Genomic DNA, 22,501 nt, shown 5'->3' with positions numbered 1-22,501 from the left:
GTGGTCCGCCCGGCTATGCCCGCGGGCGACGTGGCTTGTCTGGCCATGCCCGTCGGCCCCGTGGCCGGCCCGACGCCTCCACTTGGCCGCGTGACCGTTTCGGCTTCGCCGGATCGTGGGGCGGAGGTCAGGTCGGCTCTGCCGGGATTTCTGACCAGGTGGGAGTTGGCTACGCCATGTCGTGCGATCTGCTCCGCCTCAGTTTTGTCGTGTCGTGCTGACGAGCTGACGCCGTCTGGTCGTGTGCTCGGCCCGGCTTCGGCTGCGTCTAGTCGTGTGGGCGGTCGCGATTCGGCTTCGCCGCGTCGTGTGGCCGATTCCAAGCAGGTTTCACCTTGGCCTGTGGGCGACCCCGGGTCGGCTTCGGTGGGATGGGCGGGTGGGGGAAATCGGTCCGTTCGAGAAGGGGTGGATTGGGTGGCTGTGCCTTCGGTTGCGATGAGGGTTGAGATGGCCTCGATGGCTTCTCGGGCGGAGGCGGCTGAGGAGTGGGGGAGGGCGTTGAGGGTTAGGGCGGAGCGGAGGCCGGTGTGGATGGCGGCGAGGGTGGAGGTGTGGCGTCGGTCTACGTGTTCTTCCCACCAGTCGTAGCAGGGGAGGTGCCAGAAGGCGGTGAGGTAGTCGGTGGCGACGCGGACGGCTTCGGTCAGGCCGGGGATGTCGGCGGGGTGGCGGTGGAGGTGGCGGGTGAGGGACCAGAGCCAGGTGCCGTACCCGTCGAGCTGGTGGTCCCACCAGTCGGCGGTGCCGTTGGCGCCGTCGAGGGTGAAGCGGGTGGGGAGCATGTCGGCGGGGGAGAGTGTCTCGCCGCGGGCGGCGCGGGTCCGCAGGGCGGCGACCTGGCCGGCCCGCGCGCCGACCACGCGGGCGCACCACGCGTGGAAGGCGCTCGGGCCCGCGGGGTCGGCGGCGCGGCTCATGCCTTCGGCGATGAAGGCGCCGTCGCGCAGCCAGGCGTACCCCTGGTAGGCGGAGAAGGCGGGACTGGCAGGGTAGGCCCCCGAGGGCGACTGATGCCGGTCGATCAGTTCGACGCTGCGGGCGGCCAGCCGGGCCAGGTCCGCGCGCGTCAGCTCGCTTCCTACGATCACGATCGGTTCCCTCAGCCCAGCAGGCCGTCGATGGTGGCGGCGGCGTCGGTCAGCGCCTGCCGCACGGTCTTGCGCCCGGCGGCGGCATTGCTCAGCTCCTCCGTCATGGCGTCCTGCATCTCCTGCTGCCGGGCGATGACGGGCGGCAGCGCGATGGACTTCAGCGAGTCGAAGACGGCCTGGCGGTTGGCGGGCTTGGCCGTGGTGTCCAGGTAGCCGGCCAGGATCGCCTGGTCGGACACCGGCGGCAACTCCCACGACGCCTTGATCCGCGTGGTGGCCGCCACCTGGGAGGACGTCAGGAACCGGGACCACGCCCACGCCTCGGCGGGATGCTTGGTGGTGGCGGAGGCGGCGATGGCGTTGTGGAAGACCGCGCTGGCCTTGCTCTGGTCGCCGGGCTCCACCACGACGTCCCATTCGAACGGCGCGTCGGCCATTCCGGCGAACTGCCAGATGCCGTTGTGCCACATCGCCAGCTTGCCCGACTTGAAGAGCTTGGTGTCGTAGTCGGCGGTGCCGCCGATCTCCGCCTCGGTGGGCATGGTGTCGCCGACCTTGTCCACCAGCCAGGTGGCCGCCTTCACCCCGGCGGGGCCGTTGAACGCGGTCTTCTTCCCGTCGGTGGTCAGGAACTCCCCGCCCGCCTGCTTGAGCGCCTTGTAGAACTCGAAGAACTGGACCGGCTGGAAGTCGCCGTACACGCCCTTGTCCTTGTCGGTGAGTTTGGCGGCGGCGGCCTTCTCCTCGGCCCAGGTCCAGTCGGCGGTGGGCGCGGGCAGCCCGGCCGCGTCGAACAGCGTCTTGTTGTAGAAGAGCACGACGGTGGAGAACGAGGCGGGCAGCGCGTACTGCTTGCCGGCGTGGGTGAACGCCTTCAGCGACTCGGCCGCGTACACCGAGGGCTGGTAGCCGTCGTCGCCGGTGGCGGCGGCGCCCAGGTCGAGCAGGGACCCCGCGGAGGCGTACGTGACGAAGTTCTCGTAGTTGAGCTCGAAGGTGTCGGGCGCGGTGTTCCCGGCGATGCTGGTCTGCAGCTTGGTGAAGTAGTCGGCGAACGGCGCGGTCTCCACGACGACGTCGATCGCCGGGTTCTCCTTCTCGAACGCCGCCACGATCGTGTCGAGGTCGGCGACGTGGTCGGGCGCGGCGGAGAAGGTGAAGTAGCGCAGCGTCACCTTGCCGTTCTCGGCGCCGGTGTCCCGGGTGGCCGAGCCCTGGGAGCAGGCGGTGGCCAGCACCGCGGTGAGCAACGCCGCCGCGGCCTTCGTGGTTCTTCTCATGGGTGGTACCTCCGTGGGGGGTGTTACGTGTTACTTCAGGCCGGACTGCGCGACGCTGGCGATGACGTGCTTCTGGGCGAACAGATAGAGGACGAGGATCGGTACGACACTGACCACGGACCCCGCCATCACCACGTTCCACTCCGTGGTGAACTGGCCGTGCAGGGTGGCCAGCCCGAGCGGGATGGTCATGAACTCCGGCGACCGGATGATCACCAGCGGCCACAGGTAGCTGTTCCAGCTGGCCAGGAAGCCGAAGATGGCGAAGGTGGCCAGCGCGGGCCGGATGAGCGGCAGCACCACGAAGGCGAACACCCGCAGATGCCCGGCCCCGTCCAGCACGGCCGCCTCGTCGAACTCGCGCGGCACCTGGGCGATCGCCTGCCGCAGCAGGAAGACCCCGAACGCGGAGGCGACCGTCGGCGCGAGCACCGCGAAGTAGGTGTCCACCAGGTTGAACGCCCGCATCTCCAGGAACAGCGGCACGACCAGGACCTGCATGGGCACCATCAGCGTGGCCAGGTAGACGGCGAACAGGGCGCCGCGGCCGGGGAAGGGCAGGCGGGCGAAGGCGTACGCGGCCATGGAGCTGGTGATCAGCTGGAGCGCGGTGGAGGCCACCCCCAGCCAGAGGCTGTTGAACACGATCCGCCAGAACGGCATGGTCTCCAGCAGCCGGCGGTAGGCGTCCAGGCCGGCGCCGTCGGGGGTGAAGTCGGGTGGCGAGGAGAGCAGCGCGCCGTCGGGGGTGAGTGAGGTGACGACCGTCCACGCGAACGGGAACAGCATCACCAGGGCGCCGAGCAGCACCGGGATCGTGCGCAGGACCTTACGCATAGTTCACCCACCGGCGCTGGGCGCGGATCTGGACCAGCGTGACGATCAGGATGATCACGAAAAGGAGCCAGGAGAGGGCGGAGGCGGCGCCGGCTCTGCCGTACCGGAAGGTGAGGTCGTAGATCTGCTCCACCACGACCGTGGTGGCGCCGGCGGGGCCGCCGCCGGTCATCACGTGTACCTGGTCGAAGACCTGGAAGCCGTTGATGAGGGAGATCACGATCACGAAGAACGTGGAGGGGGAGAGCAACGGGAGGGTGATGTGGCGGAAGCTCTGGAGGGCGGTCGCGCCGTCGACCCTGGCGGCCTCGTGGTACTCGCGCGGGATGGCCTGGAGCCCCGCCAGCAGGATGACCATGACGAAGCCGAGGTCCTTCCAGGCCGAGGCCAGGATGACGGACGGCATCGCCCAGTTCGGGTCGGTCCACCAGCCGGGTCCTTCCAGGCCGACCAGGCCGATCAGCCAGTTCACCACTCCGCCGGCCGGGTTGAGCAGCCACTTCCACATCAGCGCCACGACCACCCAGCTGGTCACCACCGGCAGGAAGTAGACGGCGCGCAGCACGTTCCTGCCGCGCCTGGCCCGGTTGAGCAGCAGCGCCAGGCCGAACCCGCCCGCGTACACGAGGGGCAGGTAGCCGGCCAGGAAGTAGAGCGTGTGCCCGAAGGCGGCCAGGGTGCGCTCGTCGCCGAGCAGTTCGGCGTAGTTGTCCAGGCCCGCCCAGCGCATCGGGGTGATCAGGTTCCACTCGTGCAGGCTGGTCCAGAGCGAGCCGGCCATCGGGACGAGCGTGAACAGCGTCAGCGGGATCGCGCTGGGCAGCAGGAAGAGAGCGACCGTGCCCGCGTACCGCAGCCGGGAGCGGCGCGGCCCGACGGCGCGCGCGGCCGGTCTCGGCGGTGCCTTGGGAGCGGTCCTGGTGGCGGTCACGGCGTCGAGCCGATCAGCCGGGCCCGCACCAGGCGGCCCTGCTCGCCCGCCGCCCCCGCCGCGTCGAACGGCGTGGCCAGCACCAGCGCCGCCGCGCCCTGCGCCCAGCTGGTGTCGTCCCAGCTCTCCACCTCGACCGAGATGTCCCGCCGCCCCGGATACAGGTGCGCCCGGATGGCCGGGTCGAACCCCTCCTGCCAGTACGGCCAGTCCACGGTCCCCTCCCCGAGCACCACCACCACCTCGGGATCGACCACGTTGATCAGCCCGGCCGCGGCCCGCCCCAGCACGGCTCCGGCCTCGGCGAACACCTCCCGCGCGGCCGCGTCCCCGGCGGCCGCCGCCCGCCCGATGTCGGCCACCGTCGCCTCCTGCGGCAGTTCCATCCGCGTACGGGCTGCGCCGATCAGCCCCGGCGCCCCGACCAGCGCCTCCAGGCACCCATGGTTCCCGCAGCCGCAGACCGGCCCTGCCGCGAGCATCGGCACGTGGCCGAACTCCCCGGCCCCGCCCCTGGCGCCCCGGTAGACCCGGCCGTCGGTGACGATGGCCGCGCCCACGCCGCGCCCGATGGTCAGGACGAGGAAGTCGCGGTGGGTGCGGCCCCTGCCGTACAGGCGTTCGGCGGCGGCCAGGGCGTTGACGTCGTTCTCGACCAGCACCGGCAGGTCCAGGCGGCGGCGCAGCCGTGCTCCCACGGGGGTGGCGTGCCAGCCGAGGGTGGGCGCGTTCACGGTGCCGACCGCCTGGTCCTCGACGCAGCCGGGCACCCCGACCCCGATGCCGAGCAGCGGCGGGTCGGCCGCGCCGCCGGTCTGCGCGACCGCGTCGGAGACGGCCTCCACCAGGTCGTCCAGGGCCCGGGGCGAGGTGGTGTCCACCGGCCGTTCCCAGGTGCCGAGCACCTCGCCGTCCAGCCGTACGTCGACGATCACGAGGTGGTCGGTGGTGACCTTGACCCCGAGCGCCCGGCCGGCGCTGCCGATCAGCCCGAGCTTCTGCGCCGGGCGCCCGCCCCTGGACGGCTCCAGGTCCAGCTCCTCCAGCATGCCGTGGCCCATCAGCTCGCGGGTGAGCTGGGTGACGGTGGCGGGGCTGAGGTCGAGCTGGCGGGCGATCTCGGTCCGGCTGAGCGGCCCGACCGTGCCCAGCAGGGCCAGGATCGCCGTCCGGGTGAGGTCGCCCCGGTCTGTGCTGTACCGCTGTACGGCCATGGGGAGGAAGACTTTCTTTGGTAGTAAATTCGGATGCGAAGATATTCCGGACGAAGAACCCCGTCAAGAGGGCGTACGTGGCGATATTTCGGAAATATGACGTACGGGAGTGTGGCGGTGACGCTGGGAGTGACCGGCGGTTCGCCGGGTAGAGGTGACGGGCATGAACGTACTTGGCATCGACATCGGCGGTTCCGGGATCAAAGGCGCGCCAGTGGACACCAAGACGGGCGAGCTGGTCGAGGAGCGCCACCGCATCCCGACCCCGCAGCCGTCCACCCCGGACGCGGTGGCCGACGTGGTCCAGAAGATCGTCAAGCACTTCTCCTGGACGGGCCCGATCGGCCTCACCTTCCCCGGCGTCGTCGTCAACGGGGAGATCAGGACGGCCGCGAACGTGGACTCCTCCTGGATCGGCGTGGAGGGCCGCGCCCTGTTCGGGAAGAACACCCACCTGCTCAACGACGCCGACGCCGCCGGCATCGCCGAGATGACCTTCGGGGCCGGTCAGGGCCACCAGGGCGTGGTGCTCATGCTCACCTTCGGCACCGGCATCGGCAGCGCCCTGTTCACCGGCGGCAAGCTGGTGCCCAACACCGAGTTCGGCCACATCGAGATCCGCGGCAAGGAGGCGGAGAGACGCGCCTCCGCCCAGGTCCGCGAGGACAAGAACCTCGGCTGGGGCGACTGGGCCGACCGCGTCGAGGAGTACCTCGTCGAGATGGAGCGCCTGCTCTCCCCGAACCTGATCATCCTCGGCGGCGGTGTGAGCAAGAAGGCCGAGAAGTTCCTGCCCGACCTCAAGATCAAAACCCCGATCATCCCCGCGATGCTGCTCAACGAGGCGGGCATCGTCGGCGCCGCCCTGGCCACCACGGAGAGGTGAGACTCAGGCGGCGGGGGAACTCGTCCGCGAATTGAGCGCCGCGAAGGCCGCGGCGGGGTCGTCGGCGAAGAAACGGATGGAGCCGACCTCGGCCGGGCGGCCGAGCGGGCGGATGATCGTGATCGGCTCGGTCAGCTCGACGACCACGTTCGTCTGCGAGGACACGACCACGGCGAGTCGGTCCCCGCTGACCGCGACCATGCCCGACTCGTTGTAGTTGCGGGACAGCCGGACGGCGGCGATCCGGCTCCGGGGCACGCGTACGTCGAAGAAGGCGCCGTAGCGCAGGCGCAGCTCGGTGGCGGTGACCACGTGCGGGCGGGTGACGCAGGCGGCGTTCACCGCCAGGCCGATCAGCAGGCCGTACAGGTCGAGCAGGAGGACGGGCAGGCGGATCGCCTCGGGCGCGCCGATCGCGCGGAGCAGCACGTCGACGGCGACGGTTTCCACGGCCATCACGATCAGCAGGATGGCGGAGGTGCCGGTCTGCTCCTTGGCGTACGAGATCTGCACCGCGCCGGGGGGCACGCCGTGCCGGCGGCGGCGCGCCCACAGGACCAGGCTGACCATGCCCTTGGCGTCGAAACCGGCGATCCGGCGGATCAGTCTGAGCACTGTCTTGATCATCGGGCACGCTCCGTCAGGGTCGTCACGGCCAGGCGGAACACCTCGGCCTGGGCGGGGGTGGCCTCGTCGGCGATCCAGGCCGGCCATTCGGCGTCGGCGTGGTCGATCATCGCGGCGGCCATGCCGGGTGGGAGGTGGGCCACGAGGTCGGCGGCGAGAGCGGCGACGCGCGGGTCGGCGGGGTCGGCCCCGGCCAGCTCGTCCAGCCGGGCGTAGAGGGCGTGCGCGCGGGCCAGCGCGTCGGGTTCGAGGAGCGGGCGGACCAGGTCGAGGATCTGCTCCTTCTCCTCGGGTCCCGCCACGGTGTCCATCAGCGCCAGCAGCTTCCGGTCCACCGCGGCGAAGGCCGACCCGCCGCCGGTCAGGTCCCGCAGCGCCGCGGCCATCTGCGGTGAGACCGCCGAGTCGGGGCCCAGATCGGGCTCGGCCAGCAGGGACGCCAGCCGGGCCCGGCGCTCCGCGATCGCGACCTGCTGCCTGGCCAGGTCGGCGTCGAGTTCGGCGAGGACTTCGCGGAGCTCCTTGTCCCGGTCGTCGGCCAGTACGTCGCGGATCTCGTCGAGGGAGAGCCCGAGTTCGGCCAGCCGCCGGATCCTGGCCAGGGCGACCGCGTCGCGCAGGCCGTAGTCGCGGTAACCGTTGGTCAGCCGTACCGGCTCGGGGAGCAGGCCCAGGTGGTGGTAGTGCCGCACGGCCCGGGTGGAGATCCCGGCCAGCGCGGCGAGTTCGCCGATCCGCATGGTCCCCATTAGAAACGTTGACGCTACGACAAGGTCAAACGGGCGCCGGGGAACCCCTCGCGGGCTTCCGCCCCAGGTCAGGCAGGGCGGAAGCCGCGGGGTGTGGGTGGTCCCGAGAATGGGACCTCCGGAAGTGAAGTGGTTCGCAGCCCCGGGAATGGTTGCCGTGAATCGCCGGAAATATGGTGCTAATCTCGGCGCTCTGCCGGGATGTGAGGGATCACGTGATTGCCGACGAGGAGTTCAACCTCTTCTTCGAGCGCCATCACCGCGAGCTGGGGCGGCTCGCGTACCTGCTGACCGGGGACGCGGACGAGGCCGACGACCTGACGGCGGACGCGTTCGTGGCGGCGTGGCGGCGGTGGGACCGGGTCAGGAACGCGGCGCATCCGCTGGCGTACATGCGGGGGATCGTGGCCAGGCTGGCCAGCAGCCGGGTACGGCGCCTGCTCAGGGAGCGCCGCAAACTCGGCGCGATGGGCGCCGGCGCGGCCGAGGCGGCGGACGGGCCCGACGTGCCCGCGGTCCTGGACGTGCGGGCGGCGCTGCGGCGGCTGCCCCCGCGTAAGCGGGCCTGCGTGGTGCTGCGGCACGCGTTCGACCTGTCCGAACGGGAGACGGCGGAGGTGCTCGGGATCTCGGTGGGCACGGTCAAGAGCCAGACGTCCAAGGCGGTCGCCGAACTGGAACAGGCGCTCGGCGGATCGACGCGCATCACCTCGCTGCTGCTGCAGGAGCCACGCCTGGACGGTCCCCATGGCTGACTGGCTGCGTACCGCGCTGCGCGCCGAGGCGGACCGGCACGAGCCCTCCCGGGACCGGATCCGGCAGCGGATCATGGCCAGACGCGGTCCTCTGGCGAACGCGCCGAAGCGGCCGAGGCTGACCATCGCCCTGGTGTCCGCCCTGGTCACCGGCGTCGTCGCGGTGGGCCTCCCGCTCCTGCTCGGCTCCCTGGCCCAAGGCCCCGAGCGGGCGCCCGCCGTCGCCGCCTCCGCGACGGAAAGCACGCCACCCGAACCCCTGGACGGTCCCGCGCTGGCGGCCAACGGCCGGCTCGATCCGCACAGCAGCGCCTACTGGGCGCAGAACAACCTGGTCGTGACCCTCGGCCGCGCGGTGACCTCGATGACGGTGACGATCCGGGTGGCGCGCGGCACCGGCGTGGAGGTCACCGGCGCCTGGGTGGGCCTCCCGGCCGACGACTTCACCGAGACACGCACCACCCTCCCCGACGCGTACGTCTTCGCGTGGACCCTCAAGGAAGGCCGCAAGGTCTGGGCCGGAAAGTGGACGTTCGCGGCGCAGTACAACCGTACGGCCGCCCACGACGGCACCGAGGACACCTACACGGTGACCATCCCCGGCGCGAAGGCCGAAGGCCGCTTCCGTCCGCCTCCCCCTTCCCCATAATTCCTACCTGGACAACATGAATTATTCATGCCACCATGACAGGCATGGATGCCCTGACCGAGCGTCGCCACATCGACCTGCTCCGCGTCTGCAGCGCCGCCTGTTGATCCGCCGCGTACCCCCGTCGGCCACATCACCCAGGCAACTAGGAGAATCTCCGATGTCCCACGCGAACGTCATCGACTTCGTCCCGCGGCACGACCTCGAACCGGTCGTGGAGGAGGGCACCGTCCTCGGCGTCATCCCCGTCCCCGGCACCGACTCCGCCCTCGTCATCGTCAGCCACCTGGTGTCCGCGTCCGCCTCTGTGTCCGCGTCCGCCTCTGTGCCCGCGTCGCGTCCCGGCCCGGCGCCCGTCCCGGCCCGTCACGACGACGACCTGCTCATCGACCGCGACACCCGCACCGTCCGCCTCGACGGCGCCCCCGTCGAACTCACCTTCCGCGAATTCGAGCTGCTCGACTACCTCGCCGCCTCGCCCGGCCGCGTCTACAACCGCAAACAGATCATGGCCGCCGTCTGGGACCGCTACGGCGACGACAACGCCCGCACCATCGATGTGCACATCCTCCGCCTCCGCCGCAAACTCGGCCCCCACGCCGCCCGGATCGTCACCGTACGCAACGTCGGCTACAAGTACCAGCCGGCCACGGCGGGATGAGCCGCCGCGGCGTCAGGCGGTTCCAGGATCCTCCGATTCCCTGGAACGCCGGATGGCTAGAACGCGCTCCTGATGAGGCCGCCGTCGACCCGGATGATCGCCCCTGAGATGTAGGCGGCGCGGTCGCTCGCCAGGTAAGCCACCGCGGCGGCGACCTCCTCGGGGCGGCCGAAACGGCCGATGTCGTTGGGGATCCAGTCCTCGGTGGCGGCGGCCTCGATCTCCGCCCAGGTGCCCGTCCAGCCGTGGGCGGGGGCGATCGAGGTCACGAGCTCCTGGACGGAGTCGACGAGGATCGCGCCGGGGGAGACGACGTTCGAGGTGACGCCGGTGCCCTTCAGCTCGCGGGCGAGGGACACCGCGAGGTTGTGGCGCGCGGCCAGGGTGGCGTTGTAGTGCGGCTGCGCGTCCATCGGCTGCAGCGCGAGCCCTCCGCCGATGGTGATCACCCGTCCCCAGCCCCGGCGGCGCATGGGGCCTGCGATCCGGTGGATCATCCGTACGCCCGAGAGCACGTTGACGTTGTACGTCTCCGCCCAGACGCCGGCGGTCGCGTCCTTCCAGGGGATGTGGTCGTAGGCGCCGGCGTTGTTGACCAGGATGTCGACCGGCCCGCCGGCCAGGGCCGCGTCGGCCACGGCGTCGGCCCCCTCGTCGGTTGACAGGTCGCCGATCGCGATATGGGCGGTCCCGCCTGCGGCGATGATCGAGTCGGCGACCGCCCGGGTCCGTACGGCGTCGCGCCCGTGCACGACCACCGTCGCTCCCTCGGCGGCCAGAAGCCGCGCGGTCGCCGCCCCCAGGCCGTTGCTTGAGCCCGTCACGAGAGCACGCCGGCCGGTCAGATTGAGATCCATGTGTCGCTCCTCCACTAAGTCTACGAACGTAGACATAAACTAGTCTACGATTGTAGACATGGCGAACGAGCACAGCGGCACGTCGGGTGAGCAGCGGGAATCCAAGGCACGGCGCAGGGACGCGGCGGCGACTCGGGCGGCGATTCTCGCGTCCGCCATCGCGGCGTTCGCGCGGCACGGGTACGACGGGATCGGGGTCCGCGAGATCGCGCAGGACGCGGGAGTGACCGCGATGCTGGTCAACCGGTACTTCGGCTCCAAGGAGCAGCTGTTCGCCGAGGCGGTGGACACGTCCTTCGCGCCCCGGACCGTGATCCCGGAGGATCCGCCCGCGCTCGCGCGCGAGCTCGCGCGCCGGCTGGTCGCGCGTACCGCGCCCGGCGCGGAGACGCTGGATCCGTTCCTGCTGATGCTGCGGTCGGCCGCCAATCCGCGGGCCGCGGAGATCATCACCCAGGGCATCGAGCGCCACGCCGGCCGTGCCCTGGCGAACCTGCTCGACGGGGACGCGGCCGCGCAGCGGGCGATGCTCGCCAACGCGCTCATCGCGGGTGTTTGGCTCTTCCGGACCGTGCTCGGGGTGGATGCGCTCGCCCGGGCAGACCCGGCCGAGCTGACCGTCCGGATCGAACGCATGCTGGCCGCGGTGCTGAACGTGCCCGGCGAGGAGGCATGACGGGTGGGCGTACTCGCGTGCTCGAATTCAGCACGCGAGTACGTTCATCGCTAGCGGGTGATGCGCATCGCCCATTCGACGGAGCCGGGGGCCTGGACGCGGACGGTGAGTCTGCGTTTGGTCTTGAGGTCGAGCTGGTTCATCGACGGGGTGATCAGGCTGTCGAGGCAGGTGATCGGCATGGTCGCCAGTGGTTCCAGGGTGATCTCGGCGGTTCCCGCGCCGCGGCAGTCGAACATCACCCAGAGCGTTCCCTCGCCGCCCTGGATCTCGCCGATGATGCGGGAGCCTTTCGCGGGGCCTGCGGTCAGCAGCGAGGTCGTGCCGGCGTCGATGCCGGGTGTCCTGATCTCCTCCGGCGGGGGCGGTTCGGAGGCGATCCCGGCTTCGGGAGGAGCGGGCGACGAGGTAGCGCCAGGGCGGTCCGGCGCCGGCGTGGTGAGCGGAGCGGCGGCCGGGGCGGGCGTGCACGCGGTGAGCAGGCCGGCGATGACGGCGATTACCGCCGCGGGCGCTACCTGTCGGAATGTCATGGTCTATTTCCTCAGCTCTCCGAGATGTACCAGCCGACTTTCCATGGCGTCCACCCGGTGATTACTTGCGAGCGAACCATGCAGATGGTGTATCTCCCGATGATTTTCTTCCGCCAGACGCCGTATTTGGCGGAGACGGTCGAGCGCGGGCGCGCGGTGACCGTGACGCTGTTTCCCAGGGACGCGGTGAGGGACGCGGAGAGGTTGACTCCCGTGGCCACCTCGCCTTCGGCGATCACCCGGCCGGCCTGCAGCGTGAGGGTGGCGTTGTGCGTGAAGCCCACGGTCCCGCTCACCGTCGCCGTAAAGGTCATGGTGGCCTTGGAGGAGGTGCCGTTGTGATTGGACTGGGCGGGGCCGACCGCCTTGTGGTTGTTGCTGTACCTGGTCACATAGAAGGTGTGCGTTCCTCGCTTGCAGACGGCGGCGGTGCTCTGGGGGGAGCGCGCGACGGGGCGGAAGACCTCGTTGTCGTTGTCGTAGCCCACGACCACGTTGGGGTTGTTCCGGATCGGCCGGGGGTTGTCGGCGTGGGCGGGGGAGGCGACGAGCATCGCCGATGCCGCGGCCACCGCTGCGGCCAGGGCTGCGCTTCTGCTGGGCATGAAGCTAGACTCCTTCTGCAGGAATTGCCTCACGGGCGAGGAGAAGCTGTCCAGGCGACCTCGCCCGTGAGACTGAGTTTGGGTGGAACCCGTTGGCCTTACTCGGGGGCGGCGGGTCGATCGGGGAAGATTACGGACCCCCGTCACCGATTTCTCTCGGCTTCAGTAGACAGCAATGCGCGGCATACGCAGCATCGTGGAAATCCCGTACATCGATAATCGTCTGAGTGCCGTCAGCCGAATTATCCGATTCCGAACCCGGCCGGTGCGGCAGGATGATCACATGACTGCGAAGAACGGCAGGCGATGGAACCACAACATCCATTACCACCCCGAGATTCTCCGCGCGATCCCTGACGGCGCCCGGCGCGCCCTCGACGTCGGCTGCGGCGAGGGCATGCTCGCCCGCGAACTCCGCCGGACCGTGCCGCACGTCACCGGCATCGACCTCGACGTACCGAGCCTCGACCAGGCCCGCGGGCACCAGGACGACATCGACTACATCGTGGGCGACTTTCTCATCCACCCTTTCGAGCCCGCCTCGTTCGACGTCGTCGCCTCCGTGGCCACCCTGCACCACATGGACGCGGCCGCCGGGCTGGCCCGCATGCGCGACCTGCTGCGCCCCGGCGGCGTCCTGGCCGTCGTCGGCCTGGCCCGCCACACGATGCCCGGCGACCTGCCGCGTGCCCTCGCCGGCGTCGCCGCGGGCACGCTGCACCGCGCCGTGAAGGGCCACTGGGAGCATCCGTCGCCCACGGTGTGGCCGCCGCCGGTGACGTACCCGGAGATGCGGGCGCTGGCCGCCGAGATCCTGCCCGGCGCGCGCTACCGCCGTCACCTCCTGCTGCGTTACAGCATCACCTGGCACAAACCGGGGGACTGAAGCGCCGCCACGGGAAAACGATTGGCGGTGGCCAGGGGCGGGTTGCCTATCCTTGAGGATGGAATGAATACGCTCTCCGACCTCCAGGGCCGCCTGCCCCACCTGATGCTGCGCGATCAGCGCAGGCTGGGCCGCCGCCTCGACGGCATGCGCAAAGTCCGCGACCCGAAGGCCAGGCAGGCCATCGCCGCGCAGATCTCCGGGGAACTCGACGCCGCCGAGCAGCGCGTCGCGACCCGGCGCGCGGCCGTGCCCACGCTCAGCTATCCCGACCAGCTCCCCGTCAGCCAGCGCAAGGACGACATCCTCGCCGCGATCAGAGACCACCAGGTCGTGATCGTGGCGGGCGAGACGGGCTCCGGCAAGACCACCCAGCTGCCCAAGATCTGCCTGGAGCTCGGCCGGGGCGTGCACGGCCTCATCGGGCACACCCAGCCGCGCCGGATCGCGGCCAGGACGGTGGCCGAGCGCATCGCCGAGGAACTGGACATCCCGCTCGGCGAGGCGGTCGGCTACAAGGTCAGGTTCACCGACCGGGCCAGCGACGGCACCCTGGTCAAGCTGATGACCGACGGCATCCTGCTGGCCGAGATGCAGACCGACCGGTTCCTCTCCCAGTACGACACCCTGATCATCGACGAGGCCCACGAACGCAGCCTCAACATCGACTTCATCCTCGGCTACGTCAAACAGCTCCTGCCCAAACGCCCCGACCTCAAGGTCATCATCACCTCGGCCACCATCGACCCCGAACGTTTCTCCGAGCATTTCGGGGACGCGCCGATCGTGGAGGTGAGCGGCCGGACGTACCCGGTGGAGGTGCGGTACCGGCCGATCGACGAGGACCAGGACGACCAGACGCAGGCGATCGTGGACGCGGTCGACGAGCTGAAGCGGGAAGGGCCCGGGGACATCCTCGTCTTCCTGAGCGGCGAGCGGGAGATCCGCGACACCGCGGACGCCTTGAAGGGCCGCCCGGAGGAAGTCCTCCCGCTGTACGCGAGGCTGTCCGCCGGCGAGCAGCACCGGGTGTTCCAGCGGCACACCGGCCGCCGGATCGTGCTGGCCACCAACGTGGCCGAGACGTCGCTGACGGTGCCGGGCATCAAGTACGTGATCGACCCCGGGAACGCGCGCATCTCGCGGTACAGCCACCGGCTGAAGGTGCAGCGGCTGCCCATCGAGCCGATCTCGCAGGCGTCCGCGAACCAGCGCAAGGGGCGCTGCGGGCGTACCTCGGACGGGGTGTGCATCCGGCTGTACGCCGAGGAGGACTTCGCGGGGCGGCCGGAGTTCACCGATCCGGAGATTCTCCGTACCAACCTGGCCAGCGTCATTCTGCAGATGACCTCGCTCGGGCTGGGCGACATCGCGGCGTTCCCGTTCGTGGAGCCGCCGGACAGCCGCCAGGTGAAGGACGGCGTGAACCTGCTCAACGAGCTGGGCGCGCTGGACGGCAAGGGTGGCCTCACGCCGCTCGGGCGGAAGCTGGCGCAGCTGCCGGTGGACCCGCGGCTGGCCCGCATGGTGCTGGAGGCCGACCGGAACGGCTGCGTACGCGAAGTGATGATCATCACGGCGGCGCTGTCCATCCAGGACCCGAGGGAACGCCCGGCCGACAAGCAGCAGGCCGCCGACGAGAAGCACCGCAGGTTCGCCGACAAGGAATCCGACTTCCTGACCTACCTGAACCTGTGGCGGTATCTGCGGGAGAAGCAGCAGGAGCTGTCCTCCAGCGCGTTCCGGCGGCTCTGCAAGGCCGAGTTCCTCAACTACCTGCGCGTACGCGAATGGCAGGACATCGACAGCCAGCTGCGCCAGGTCGCCAAGACCCTCGGCGTCACGCTCAACAGCGCCGACGCGGACCCGCAGCGGGTGCACCTGTCCCTGCTGGCCGGCCTGCTGTCGCACATCGGCGTCAAGGACGTCGCCAAGAAGGACCAGCCCGGCCAGCGCCGCCCGCTCACCGAGTACGTCGGCGCCCGCAACGCCCGCTTCGCGATCTTCCCCGGCTCCGCGCTCGCCCGCCAGCAGCCGCAGTGGGTGATGTCCGCCGAACTGGTGGAGACCTCCCGGCTGTGGGCCCGGGTCAACGCCAAGATCGAACCGGACTGGGTGGAGCCGCTCGCCCAGCACCTGGTCAAACGCACCTACAGCGAACCGCACTGGGAGAAGGACCAGGCCGCCGTCATGGCCCTGGAGAAGGTCACCCTGTACGGCGTGCCGATCGTCACCGAACGACGCGTCAACTACGGGCGGATCGACCCGGAGCTGTCCCGCGAGCTGTTCATCCGGCACGCCCTGGTGGAGGGCGACTGGCGCACCCACCACCGGTTCTTCCACGACAACCGCAAGCTCCTGCAGGAGGTCGGGGAGCTGGAGGAGAAGGCCCGCCGCCGGGACATCCTCGTCGACGACGAGACCCTCTTCGACTTCTACGACCAGCGCATCCCCGCCGAGGTCGTGTCGGGCCGGCATTTCGACAGCTGGTGGAAGAAGGCCCCCGACAAGACCGTCCTCGCCTTCTCCGCCGACATGCTGGTCAACGAGAACGCCGGCGTCAGCGCCCGGGACTACCCGGACGCGGTCCGGCAGAGCGGCCAGCGGATGAAGCTGAGCTACCAGTTCGAGCCGGGCACCGAGGCCGACGGCGTCACCGTGCACGTGCCGTTGCAGGTGCTCAACCAGGTCAACGGCGCGGGCTTCGACTGGCAGATCCCGGGACTGCGCGAGGATCTGGTGACGGCGCTGATCCGGTCGCTGCCCAAGCAGCTGCGGCGCAACTTCGTGCCGGCGCCCAACTTCGCGAAGGCCGTACTGGAGCGGGTGACGCCGGGGAGCGAGCCGATCCTGGACGCGCTGGAGCGGGAGTTGCACGGCATGACCGGGGTGGTGATCCCCCGGGAGGCGTGGAGCCTCGATCAGGTGCCGGACCATCTGCGGGTGACGTACCGGGTGGTGGACGAGCGGAAGCGGCCGGTCGCGGAGGACAAGGATCTCGACGCGCTGAAGCGGCGGCTGGCGCCCAGGCTGCGGGCGACGCTTTCCGAGGCCGCCACCGGGCTGGAACGCGAGGGCCTGACCGGCTGGACGATCGGGACGCTGCCGAAGGTGTTCGAGCAGGGACGGTTGCGCGCATATCCGGCGCTGGTGGACCGTGGTGACACGGTGGCGGTCAGCATGTTCGAGACGCCGGTCGAGCAGGAGCGCGCCATGTGGGCGGGCACCCGGCGGCTGCTCCTGCTGGGCAGCGTCAACCCGGCCAAGTCCATTCTGCGCGGGCTCTCCACCACGCAGAAGCTGGCGCTCAGCCGCAGCCCGCACGGTTCGGCCACCGCCCTGTTCGACGACTGCGCCGCCTGCGCGGCAGACAAGCTCATCAAGGACGCGGGCGGTCCCGCCTGGGACGAGCAGTCGGTCACCCGCCTGCACGACCACGTCAGAGCCGACCTGTACGCGACGACCTACGACGTGGTGACGAAAGCGGAACGTGTCCTGGCTCTCTGGCACACGGTGCAGAACGCCACGGAAGGTCCTGCCGACGCGGTGGCCGACATCAAGGAACAGCTCGGCAACCTGGTCTTCCCGGGCTTCGTCACCGCCACCGGCTACGGCCGCCTGACCGATCTCCAGCGATACCTCAGAGCCGTCGAGCGCCGCCTGGAGAAACTTCCCGACGATCCGCGCCGCGACCGCGAGTGGATGTACAAGGTCCACGACATCGAGGACGACTACCGCGACCTGGTGGACCGGCTGCCGCCCGCCCGCCGGGACGCGCCCGCCGTCCAGGACGTCCGCTGGATGATCGAGGAGCTGCGGGTCAGCTTCTTCGCCCAGCAGCTCGGCACCCCGACCCCGGTGTCGGAGAAGCGCATCAGAAAGGCCATGGAGCAGCTGTGATTCAGGCGGTCGTGTTCGACGTCGGGGAAACGCTGATCGACGAGACCCGGATCTGGTCGCGCTGGGCGGACCGGCTGGGGGTGACCCGGCTGACCTTCATGGGCGTACTGGGCGGGATGGCGGCCCTCGACCGCTCCCACCGGGACGCCTTCGAGGTTCTCCGGCCGGGTTTGGACGTGGAGGCCGAGATCCGGGCCTGGCGGCTTGAGGACCCGGACGGGCTCCGGGAGAACTTCAACGCCGAAGACCTCTATCCGGATGTACGGGACAGCCTGGCGGAACTCAGGAAGTCGGGCTACCAGGTCATCGTCGCGGGCAACCAGCCCGTGCAGGCGTACGACGCGCTGGTGGCCATGGATCTGCCGGTGGACGCCATCTACACCTCGGACGGCTGGGGACTGGCCAAGCCGGCGCCCGGGTTCTTCGCGAAAGTGGCGGAGGTCTCCGGGCGCAGACCGGAGGAGATCCTTTACGTCGGGGATCGGCTGGACAACGACGTCCTGCCGGCGGGACGGGCGGGCATGCGGACCGCGCTGCTCCGCCGGGGGCCCTGGGGGTTCCTGCACGCCGATCGCCCGGACGCCGCCGCCTGCGACTACGTCATCGACGGACTGGGCGAACTGGTCGGCCTGCTCGGATCCCCGTCGCCAAGCACGCCCGTCTGAGTCGGGTCAGTCTTCTTTGGTGAGGTCGCCGGTGTAGGTGACCAGGCCGGCGGCGTCGTTCCACTGGTAGGCGAGTTGGTCGTCCTTGGGGGTGAGGATGACCGTGCCGGGGACGCAGGCGCCGCTGTCGTGGAGGCGGAGCTGCAGGGATTCGGATTCGGCCTTTTCGACGGTCAGGGTGCCGGTGCAGCCGTCCTCGTACCACTGGCCGGTGGGTTCGCCGGAGGGGAGTTCGATGCGGATGTCGTGTTCGCTCATGATGCCCTGGGGTTCCGGGACGATGTGGCCGGCCCAGGTGCCGGCGTAGGCGTCGGGGATGACGGGGTCGTCCGTCGCGGGTTCGGTGGTGGAGTCGTCGGTCGGTTCTTCCGTGGCTTCGTCCGTGGACTCTTCGGTGGGCTCGGTGGACTCCTCCGTCGGTTCCTCGGAGGACTGGTCTTCCGTCGGTTCTTCCGAGGGGTCGGTGGTGGAGGACGTGCTGGAGTTGGAGCCTTCGGGGCCGCCGATGAGGCGGGGGACCACGATGACTGCGGTGCCGAGAATCGCGACGAGGGCGGCCACCAGCGCGATGATCCTGCCCCGATTGCCGCTTCCGCCGGATCCGGCCGGAGAAGTGGCGTGCGGTTGTTGCCGCCACTCCTGTCCGGGGTGCGTTCCCCACGGCTGGGCGCCTGATTGGTTCTGCCCGGGCCAGGAGTTCGGAGCGGACCCCGGCAGGGAACCGTAGGCGGGGTTCTGTCCCGGCTGCGAAGCGACCATCGGGTTCTGCCCGGGCCAGGAGCCGGGGGCGGGCTGTTGTCCGGGCCAGGACTGCGGGGCCGGAGTGGGCGGGTAGCTGTGCGGGGGAGGCGAAGGGTGGGACGCGGCGGCGGCGCCCGTGGTCAGGGGGTCGGGGGTGGAGCCGACGAGGGTGAGGAGCAGGTCGCGGGAGGTGGGGCGGGCGGCGGGGTCCTTGTCGAGGCAGCGCCGTACCGTGGACTGGAGGGGTTCGGGGACGCCGCCGAGGTCGGGGGTGAGCGTCATGATCCGGTGCAGGACCGCGGCGACGCTGTCCGCGCCGAACGCGGGACGGCCGGTGGCCGCGAAGACCATGGTCGCGCCCCAGGCGAACACGTCGGAAGCGGGCGCGGCGGGCTGGCCGGCGATCTGTTCGGGCGAGAGGTAGGCGGGGGTCCCGATCGGGCCGGCGGTGATGGTGGCGCTCTCGCTCTGGCGCGCGATGCCGAAATCCACCACTCGGGGACCGTCGGGGCCCAGCAGTACGTTGCCGGGTTTGAAGTCGCGGTGCACGATCCCGGCGCCGTGGATGGCGGTGAGGGCGGTCGCCGTACCGACCGCGAGGCGTTCCAGTTCGCCGCCGCGTAACGGGCCGCTAGCGGTGACCCGGTCGTGCAGGGAGGGGCCGTCGATGAACTCGCTCACCACGTAGGGTTCGCGGCCCTCCACCTCGGCGGTGATCACACGCGCCGTGCAGAAGGAGGCGACCCCGCGCATGGCGGTGAGCTCGCGGGCCAGCCGCTGCCGCACCGCCGGGTCGAAGCCGCCTTTCAGCACTTTGACCGCGACCCGCGACCCGTCCGGCGATTCGCCCAGGTAGACGATGCCCTGGCCGCCCTCCCCGAGCCGCCCGGACAGCGTGTACTCACCCAGAGTCTGGGGGTCTTCGGGGGTCAGGGGTGCGACCATGCGTCATACCGTATTCGGATCCGTACGGATAAGTGAACCTGCCCGCGACGACAGGCAGGTTCACCGAACGTCACCCCGCGGGTCAGCGCAGCTCGTAGATGGCCGTGGTGCCGCTGATCTCGTGGCCGACCACCAGCAGCGGCTTGAAGGTCGGGCTCTGCGCGGCCGGGACGAACAGCACGCCCTCGGGGCCGACGTCCCCGGCGGTGCCCGCCGCCACGCTGCCGGTGAAGTCGCGGCTGTTGGCGTATCCGGCCAGGCTCGGCCGGCTCGGGTCGCTCAGGTCGTACGCGACGATCCCGCCGACCCGCTCAAGCCCCGCGAACGCGTACGTCCGGCCCTTGACCGTGCCGACCGCGACGCCCTCCGGCTCCGGGCCCTTGTTGTCGCTGCGGCTGTCGAAGGTGGCGTTCTCCTGGTCGGCGTTGAACTCGGCCGGCAGCTTCCGCGCGATCAGCTTCTCCAGCTGGTCGCCCGAGTCCCACACCAGCGCGCCGGAGGCGGACCTGACCGAGATCGACCGGGCGCCGAAGGCGTGCAGCGCGGTGGTGGCGCCGGCGGCGTTCCTGGGCGAGGTGGTGGTCACGTTGAGGCGGCCGAGCTCGGCGTCCTTCTTGAGGGTGTCGGCGTCCGGGTGGGCCAGGGTGAGGTCCTTGACCCTGACCTCCTCGGCGAAGCAGTCGTAGTCGCGGGCGTCGCCCTCGTTGGCGGCCACCAGGTAGGTGCGGCCCCTGCTCTCGAAGGAGGCCAGCGCGTCCGGCTGGTACATGCCCAGCACCGGCCGCGGCCTGATGTCGATCTTGGAGTCCTTGTCCGAGGCGTCGATCCCGGCGCCGGGCCTGCCGTGGTCCTTCAGCCCGAGCGGGACGATCTCCTTGACCTTGGCGTGCTTCAGGTCCACGATCGCGATCGCGTTGTTCTCCTGGAGGGACACCCAGGCGGTCCGGCCGCGGTCGTCGGTGGCGATGTACTCGGGCTCGAAGTCCTGCGCGGCGGTCGCCTTCGGCCCGTAGATCCGTACGCCCTTGGCGCGCAGCTTGTCCTCCTTGCCGTTGAAGGCCCGGAAGCTGGCCGTCTTCACCGTGCCGCGCTTGACGTCCACGATGCTCACCGAGCCCTCGGGGTCCACCCCGTCGGCGCAGTACGAGGACGGCTCGCCCTCGTTGGCCACCACGACCGTGTCCCCGTCCGGGGTGAAGGTCAGCATGTCGGGCAGCGCGCCCACCCGGGCGTCACGCAGCTTGCGCCCGCTCGCCGTGAAGAAGCTCACGGTGCCGGGGTCGGTCTTCACGGCGGCCTGCTGCGCCACGGCCACGACGCCGTTCTTCACGGCCACGCTGTTCGCGCCGGGGGTGGCCAGGGTGGCCACCTTCTTGGGGTGCCGCGGGTCCCGGATGTCGAGCACGTCCACGGTGCCGTCCTGGGCGTTGACCACGAAGACACGGCGGGTGGCCGGGTCGTACGCGGTGATCTCGGACGCGCCGGCGCCGACGGCGCCGGTGGCGAAACGGCCGAGGAAGGTGATTTCAATGCCGTTGCCCGTGGCCTGTGCGGGCACGGTCAGCAGCGTGGTGGAAAGGATCAGCCCAGTGGTGGCGGCGAAAATACGCATGGCCTGCATCGTCGCGAAATGTCGTGACGCGTTACTGAAGCGCGGATGACCATGAGGTGAACCGTCAGAGGATCCGCTTCAGCGGGATCGTGTACGCCACCTTACGCCGGCCGGCGTCGCTCAGGTGCAGGTGGTCGCCGTGATCGTAGGCCGCGCGCAGCTGGTCCGGCGCGTGCGGGTCGCGCAGCGCCTTGTCGAAGTCGAGCACCGCGTCGAACGCCCCGCTGGTCCTGATCCAGCGGTTCACCTGCTGCCGGATCGCCTCCCGCTCGGGCGTCCAGCTCTGGTAGCCGGCGAACGGCGTCAGCGTGCCGCCCAGGATGCGCAGCTTCCTGGCGCGCGCCTCCTTGATCATCTTCTTGTACGCCTCGATCAGCGGCTTCGCCGAGGTGAGCTCACCCTTGGAGATGTCGTTGATGCCGCAGAACACGACGACCGTCCGCACGCCCGGCTGGGAGAGCACGTCCCGGCGGAACCGGCTGAGCACACTCGGTCCCACCCCCGTGCGCAGCACCCGGTTCCCGGATATGCCCGCGTTGAGCACCGACACCCGCTTGGCGGCGGCCACCGCCGAGACCCGGTGGGTCAGGTAGTCGGTCCACCGCCGGTTGGCGTCCAGCTCCTGGCCCGCGCCGTCGGTCAGCGAGTCCCCCAGCGCGACCACCGAGCGCACCGTCCTGGCCGTGGTCACCGCGACCCGGTCGAGGAAGTACCACTGCGTGCTGGTGTAGGTGAACATGTCGGACGCCTCCTGCCGGGCGTGGTCGCCCGGATCGGAGAGGAACGTCGTCGCGTAGGCCCGGTCGTGGCCGGTCACCTGCGGCAGGTAGCCGGGCACGTACATGCTGACCACCACGTCCTGGCGCGGCGAGATCCGCTTCACCACCGGATCGCTCCACACGGCCTGTCCCGGCCTGAGCTTGACCGACTTCCTGCCGTTGAAGGTGACCGGCCGGTTGGTCTTGTGCTGCAGCTCCGCGCCGTACGCCTGTAATCCCAGGTAGACGCTCTGGAAGGTGACCGAGGTGGCGCCGAAGACGTTGGACAGGCGGATGCGCAGGCCGTTGCCGCCGACGCTGGTGCGCACCACCATGCGGATGGTCTGGTCGCCGAGCGCGGTCGGCAGCCGGTCGCTCGCGGCGGTCCAGGTCCCGACCAGGTGCCCCGGGTCCGCCCGTGCGGGAAGGGCGGGCGCCAGGCACGCAGCCAGGACCAACACCGCCAGGACCAACCGGTGGACCGGTCGCACCATTGCCTCCGAACGCCAGGTGAGAGTGAGTCGCGATGGGATACATTACGGCCATTTGTCATCTGGAACGGTGTCATTCAGCTGCTTAACCCTCAGACATGCTTGAATCCTCAGTGCCGGGACTCGTGAGACCCGCGACACCCTCCGGC

The 22,501-nt window shown here is 70.3% G+C and carries 22 protein-coding genes; 9 read left to right on the top strand and 13 right to left on the bottom strand.

Annotation, left to right across the window (positions count from 1 at the left end):
- The 5 genes from Aph01nite_RS33590 to Aph01nite_RS33570 form a co-directional block, all read right to left on the bottom strand.
- Positions 1-1,091: glycoside hydrolase family 15 protein (locus Aph01nite_RS33590; RefSeq protein WP_204045072.1), on the bottom strand; the 1,091-nt coding region annotated here is incomplete at its 3' end.
- An 11-nt stretch (positions 1,092-1,102) separates the two neighbouring features.
- The gene (locus Aph01nite_RS33585) at positions 1,103-2,374 is read right to left on the bottom strand and encodes an ABC transporter substrate-binding protein (RefSeq protein WP_204045071.1); all 1,272 of its coding nucleotides are present in this window, start codon (positions 2,372-2,374) and stop codon (positions 1,103-1,105) included.
- Positions 2,375-2,404: 30 nt separating this feature from the next.
- Positions 2,405-3,211: a carbohydrate ABC transporter permease gene (locus Aph01nite_RS33580; protein WP_204045070.1), complete on the bottom strand. Its 807-nt coding sequence runs from the start codon at positions 3,209-3,211 to the stop codon at positions 2,405-2,407.
- Positions 3,204-4,142, bottom strand: coding sequence for a carbohydrate ABC transporter permease (locus Aph01nite_RS33575; RefSeq protein ID WP_239162180.1), 939 nt, complete (start codon positions 4,140-4,142; stop codon positions 3,204-3,206). Before Aph01nite_RS33575 ends, Aph01nite_RS33580 begins: the two co-directional genes overlap by 8 nt.
- Positions 4,139-5,356, bottom strand: a complete 1,218-nt coding sequence (locus Aph01nite_RS33570; protein ID WP_204045069.1) for an ROK family transcriptional regulator — start codon at positions 5,354-5,356, stop codon at positions 4,139-4,141. Before Aph01nite_RS33570 ends, Aph01nite_RS33575 begins: the two co-directional genes overlap by 4 nt.
- 163 nt (positions 5,357-5,519) lie before the next feature.
- On the opposite strand from Aph01nite_RS33570, the gene ppgK reads away from it, so the two are divergent.
- Positions 5,520-6,242 (top strand): polyphosphate--glucose phosphotransferase, encoded by a 723-nt coding sequence (ppgK, locus tag Aph01nite_RS33565; RefSeq protein WP_204045068.1) that lies wholly within the window; start codon positions 5,520-5,522, stop codon positions 6,240-6,242.
- 3 nt (positions 6,243-6,245) lie between these two features.
- Here the strand turns inward: ppgK and Aph01nite_RS33560 are convergent, their stop codons facing one another.
- Positions 6,246-6,869 (bottom strand): hypothetical protein, encoded by a 624-nt coding sequence (locus Aph01nite_RS33560; protein WP_204045067.1) that lies wholly within the window; start codon positions 6,867-6,869, stop codon positions 6,246-6,248.
- The gene (locus Aph01nite_RS33555) at positions 6,866-7,609 is read right to left on the bottom strand and encodes a MerR family transcriptional regulator (protein ID WP_204045066.1); all 744 of its coding nucleotides are present in this window, start codon (positions 7,607-7,609) and stop codon (positions 6,866-6,868) included. Before Aph01nite_RS33555 ends, Aph01nite_RS33560 begins: the two co-directional genes overlap by 4 nt.
- Positions 7,610-7,833: 224 nt before the next feature.
- On the opposite strand from Aph01nite_RS33555, the gene Aph01nite_RS33550 reads away from it, so the two are divergent.
- Genes Aph01nite_RS33550 through Aph01nite_RS33540 form a run of 4 tightly spaced genes read left to right on the top strand, consistent with a single transcriptional unit; the run spans position 7,834 to position 9,683 of the window.
- Positions 7,834-8,373: a SigE family RNA polymerase sigma factor gene (locus tag Aph01nite_RS33550; protein WP_239162179.1), complete on the top strand. Its 540-nt coding sequence runs from the start codon at positions 7,834-7,836 to the stop codon at positions 8,371-8,373.
- The gene (locus Aph01nite_RS33545; protein WP_204045064.1) at positions 8,366-9,022 is read left to right on the top strand and encodes a hypothetical protein; all 657 of its coding nucleotides are present in this window, start codon (positions 8,366-8,368) and stop codon (positions 9,020-9,022) included. The genes Aph01nite_RS33550 and Aph01nite_RS33545 overlap by 8 nt, the downstream gene beginning before the upstream one ends.
- 35 nt (positions 9,023-9,057) lie before the next feature.
- On the top strand, positions 9,058-9,129 hold the full coding sequence (locus tag Aph01nite_RS42750) for a putative leader peptide (protein WP_373872357.1): 72 nt from the start codon (positions 9,058-9,060) through the stop codon (positions 9,127-9,129).
- Positions 9,130-9,182: 53 nt separating this feature from the next.
- On the top strand, positions 9,183-9,683 hold the full coding sequence (locus Aph01nite_RS33540; protein ID WP_204045063.1) for a winged helix-turn-helix domain-containing protein: 501 nt from the start codon (positions 9,183-9,185) through the stop codon (positions 9,681-9,683).
- A 56-nt stretch (positions 9,684-9,739) separates the two neighbouring features.
- Here Aph01nite_RS33540 and Aph01nite_RS33535 read toward each other — a convergent pair whose 3' ends face one another.
- A complete protein-coding gene (locus Aph01nite_RS33535; protein WP_204045062.1) occupies positions 9,740-10,540 on the bottom strand; it encodes an SDR family NAD(P)-dependent oxidoreductase in 801 nt (266 codons plus the stop codon).
- Positions 10,541-10,598: 58 nt separating this feature from the next.
- On the opposite strand from Aph01nite_RS33535, the gene Aph01nite_RS33530 reads away from it, so the two are divergent.
- The gene (locus Aph01nite_RS33530; RefSeq protein ID WP_204045061.1) at positions 10,599-11,216 is read left to right on the top strand and encodes a TetR/AcrR family transcriptional regulator; all 618 of its coding nucleotides are present in this window, start codon (positions 10,599-10,601) and stop codon (positions 11,214-11,216) included.
- 50 nt (positions 11,217-11,266) lie between these two features.
- Here Aph01nite_RS33530 and Aph01nite_RS33525 read toward each other — a convergent pair whose 3' ends face one another.
- Positions 11,267-11,749: a hypothetical protein gene (locus Aph01nite_RS33525; protein WP_204045060.1), complete on the bottom strand. Its 483-nt coding sequence runs from the start codon at positions 11,747-11,749 to the stop codon at positions 11,267-11,269.
- Between the two features lie 11 nt (positions 11,750-11,760).
- Positions 11,761-12,354: a hypothetical protein gene (locus Aph01nite_RS33520; protein WP_204045059.1), complete on the bottom strand. Its 594-nt coding sequence runs from the start codon at positions 12,352-12,354 to the stop codon at positions 11,761-11,763.
- A 283-nt stretch (positions 12,355-12,637) separates the two neighbouring features.
- Between Aph01nite_RS33520 and Aph01nite_RS33515 the strand changes: the two genes are divergently transcribed.
- The 3 genes from Aph01nite_RS33515 (at position 12,638) to Aph01nite_RS33505 (ending at position 17,805) form a co-directional block, all read left to right on the top strand.
- Positions 12,638-13,240 carry a class I SAM-dependent methyltransferase gene (locus tag Aph01nite_RS33515; protein ID WP_204045058.1) on the top strand — a complete coding sequence of 201 codons (603 nt, stop codon included), beginning with the start codon at positions 12,638-12,640 and terminating at the stop codon, positions 13,238-13,240.
- 63 nt (positions 13,241-13,303) lie between these two features.
- Positions 13,304-17,140, top strand: a complete 3,837-nt coding sequence (gene hrpA / locus Aph01nite_RS33510; protein ID WP_204045057.1) for an ATP-dependent RNA helicase HrpA — start codon at positions 13,304-13,306, stop codon at positions 17,138-17,140.
- Positions 17,137-17,805 (top strand): HAD family hydrolase, encoded by a 669-nt coding sequence (locus tag Aph01nite_RS33505; RefSeq protein WP_239162178.1) that lies wholly within the window; start codon positions 17,137-17,139, stop codon positions 17,803-17,805. The genes hrpA and Aph01nite_RS33505 overlap by 4 nt, the downstream gene beginning before the upstream one ends.
- 6 nt (positions 17,806-17,811) lie before the next feature.
- Here Aph01nite_RS33505 and Aph01nite_RS42305 read toward each other — a convergent pair whose 3' ends face one another.
- From Aph01nite_RS42305 to Aph01nite_RS33490, 3 genes are all read right to left on the bottom strand, one after another.
- A complete protein-coding gene (locus tag Aph01nite_RS42305; protein WP_204045056.1) occupies positions 17,812-19,491 on the bottom strand; it encodes a serine/threonine protein kinase in 1,680 nt (559 codons plus the stop codon).
- Positions 19,492-19,573: 82 nt separating this feature from the next.
- Positions 19,574-21,103, bottom strand: a complete 1,530-nt coding sequence (locus Aph01nite_RS33495) for a choice-of-anchor I family protein (RefSeq protein WP_204045055.1) — start codon at positions 21,101-21,103, stop codon at positions 19,574-19,576.
- A gap of 64 nt (positions 21,104-21,167) precedes the next feature.
- Complete coding sequence (locus tag Aph01nite_RS33490; RefSeq protein ID WP_204045054.1) at positions 21,168-22,322, bottom strand: SGNH/GDSL hydrolase family protein; 1,155 nt, start codon at positions 22,320-22,322, stop codon at positions 21,168-21,170.
- Positions 22,323-22,501 lie beyond the last annotated feature (179 nt).

This window comes from Acrocarpospora phusangensis, from assembly GCF_016862995.1.
GTDB classification, from domain to species: Bacteria; Actinomycetota; Actinomycetes; order Streptosporangiales; family Streptosporangiaceae; genus Acrocarpospora; species Acrocarpospora phusangensis.
Note: the sequence above shows the minus strand (reverse complement) of the source record. Positions and strands in the feature narration are given on the sequence as shown.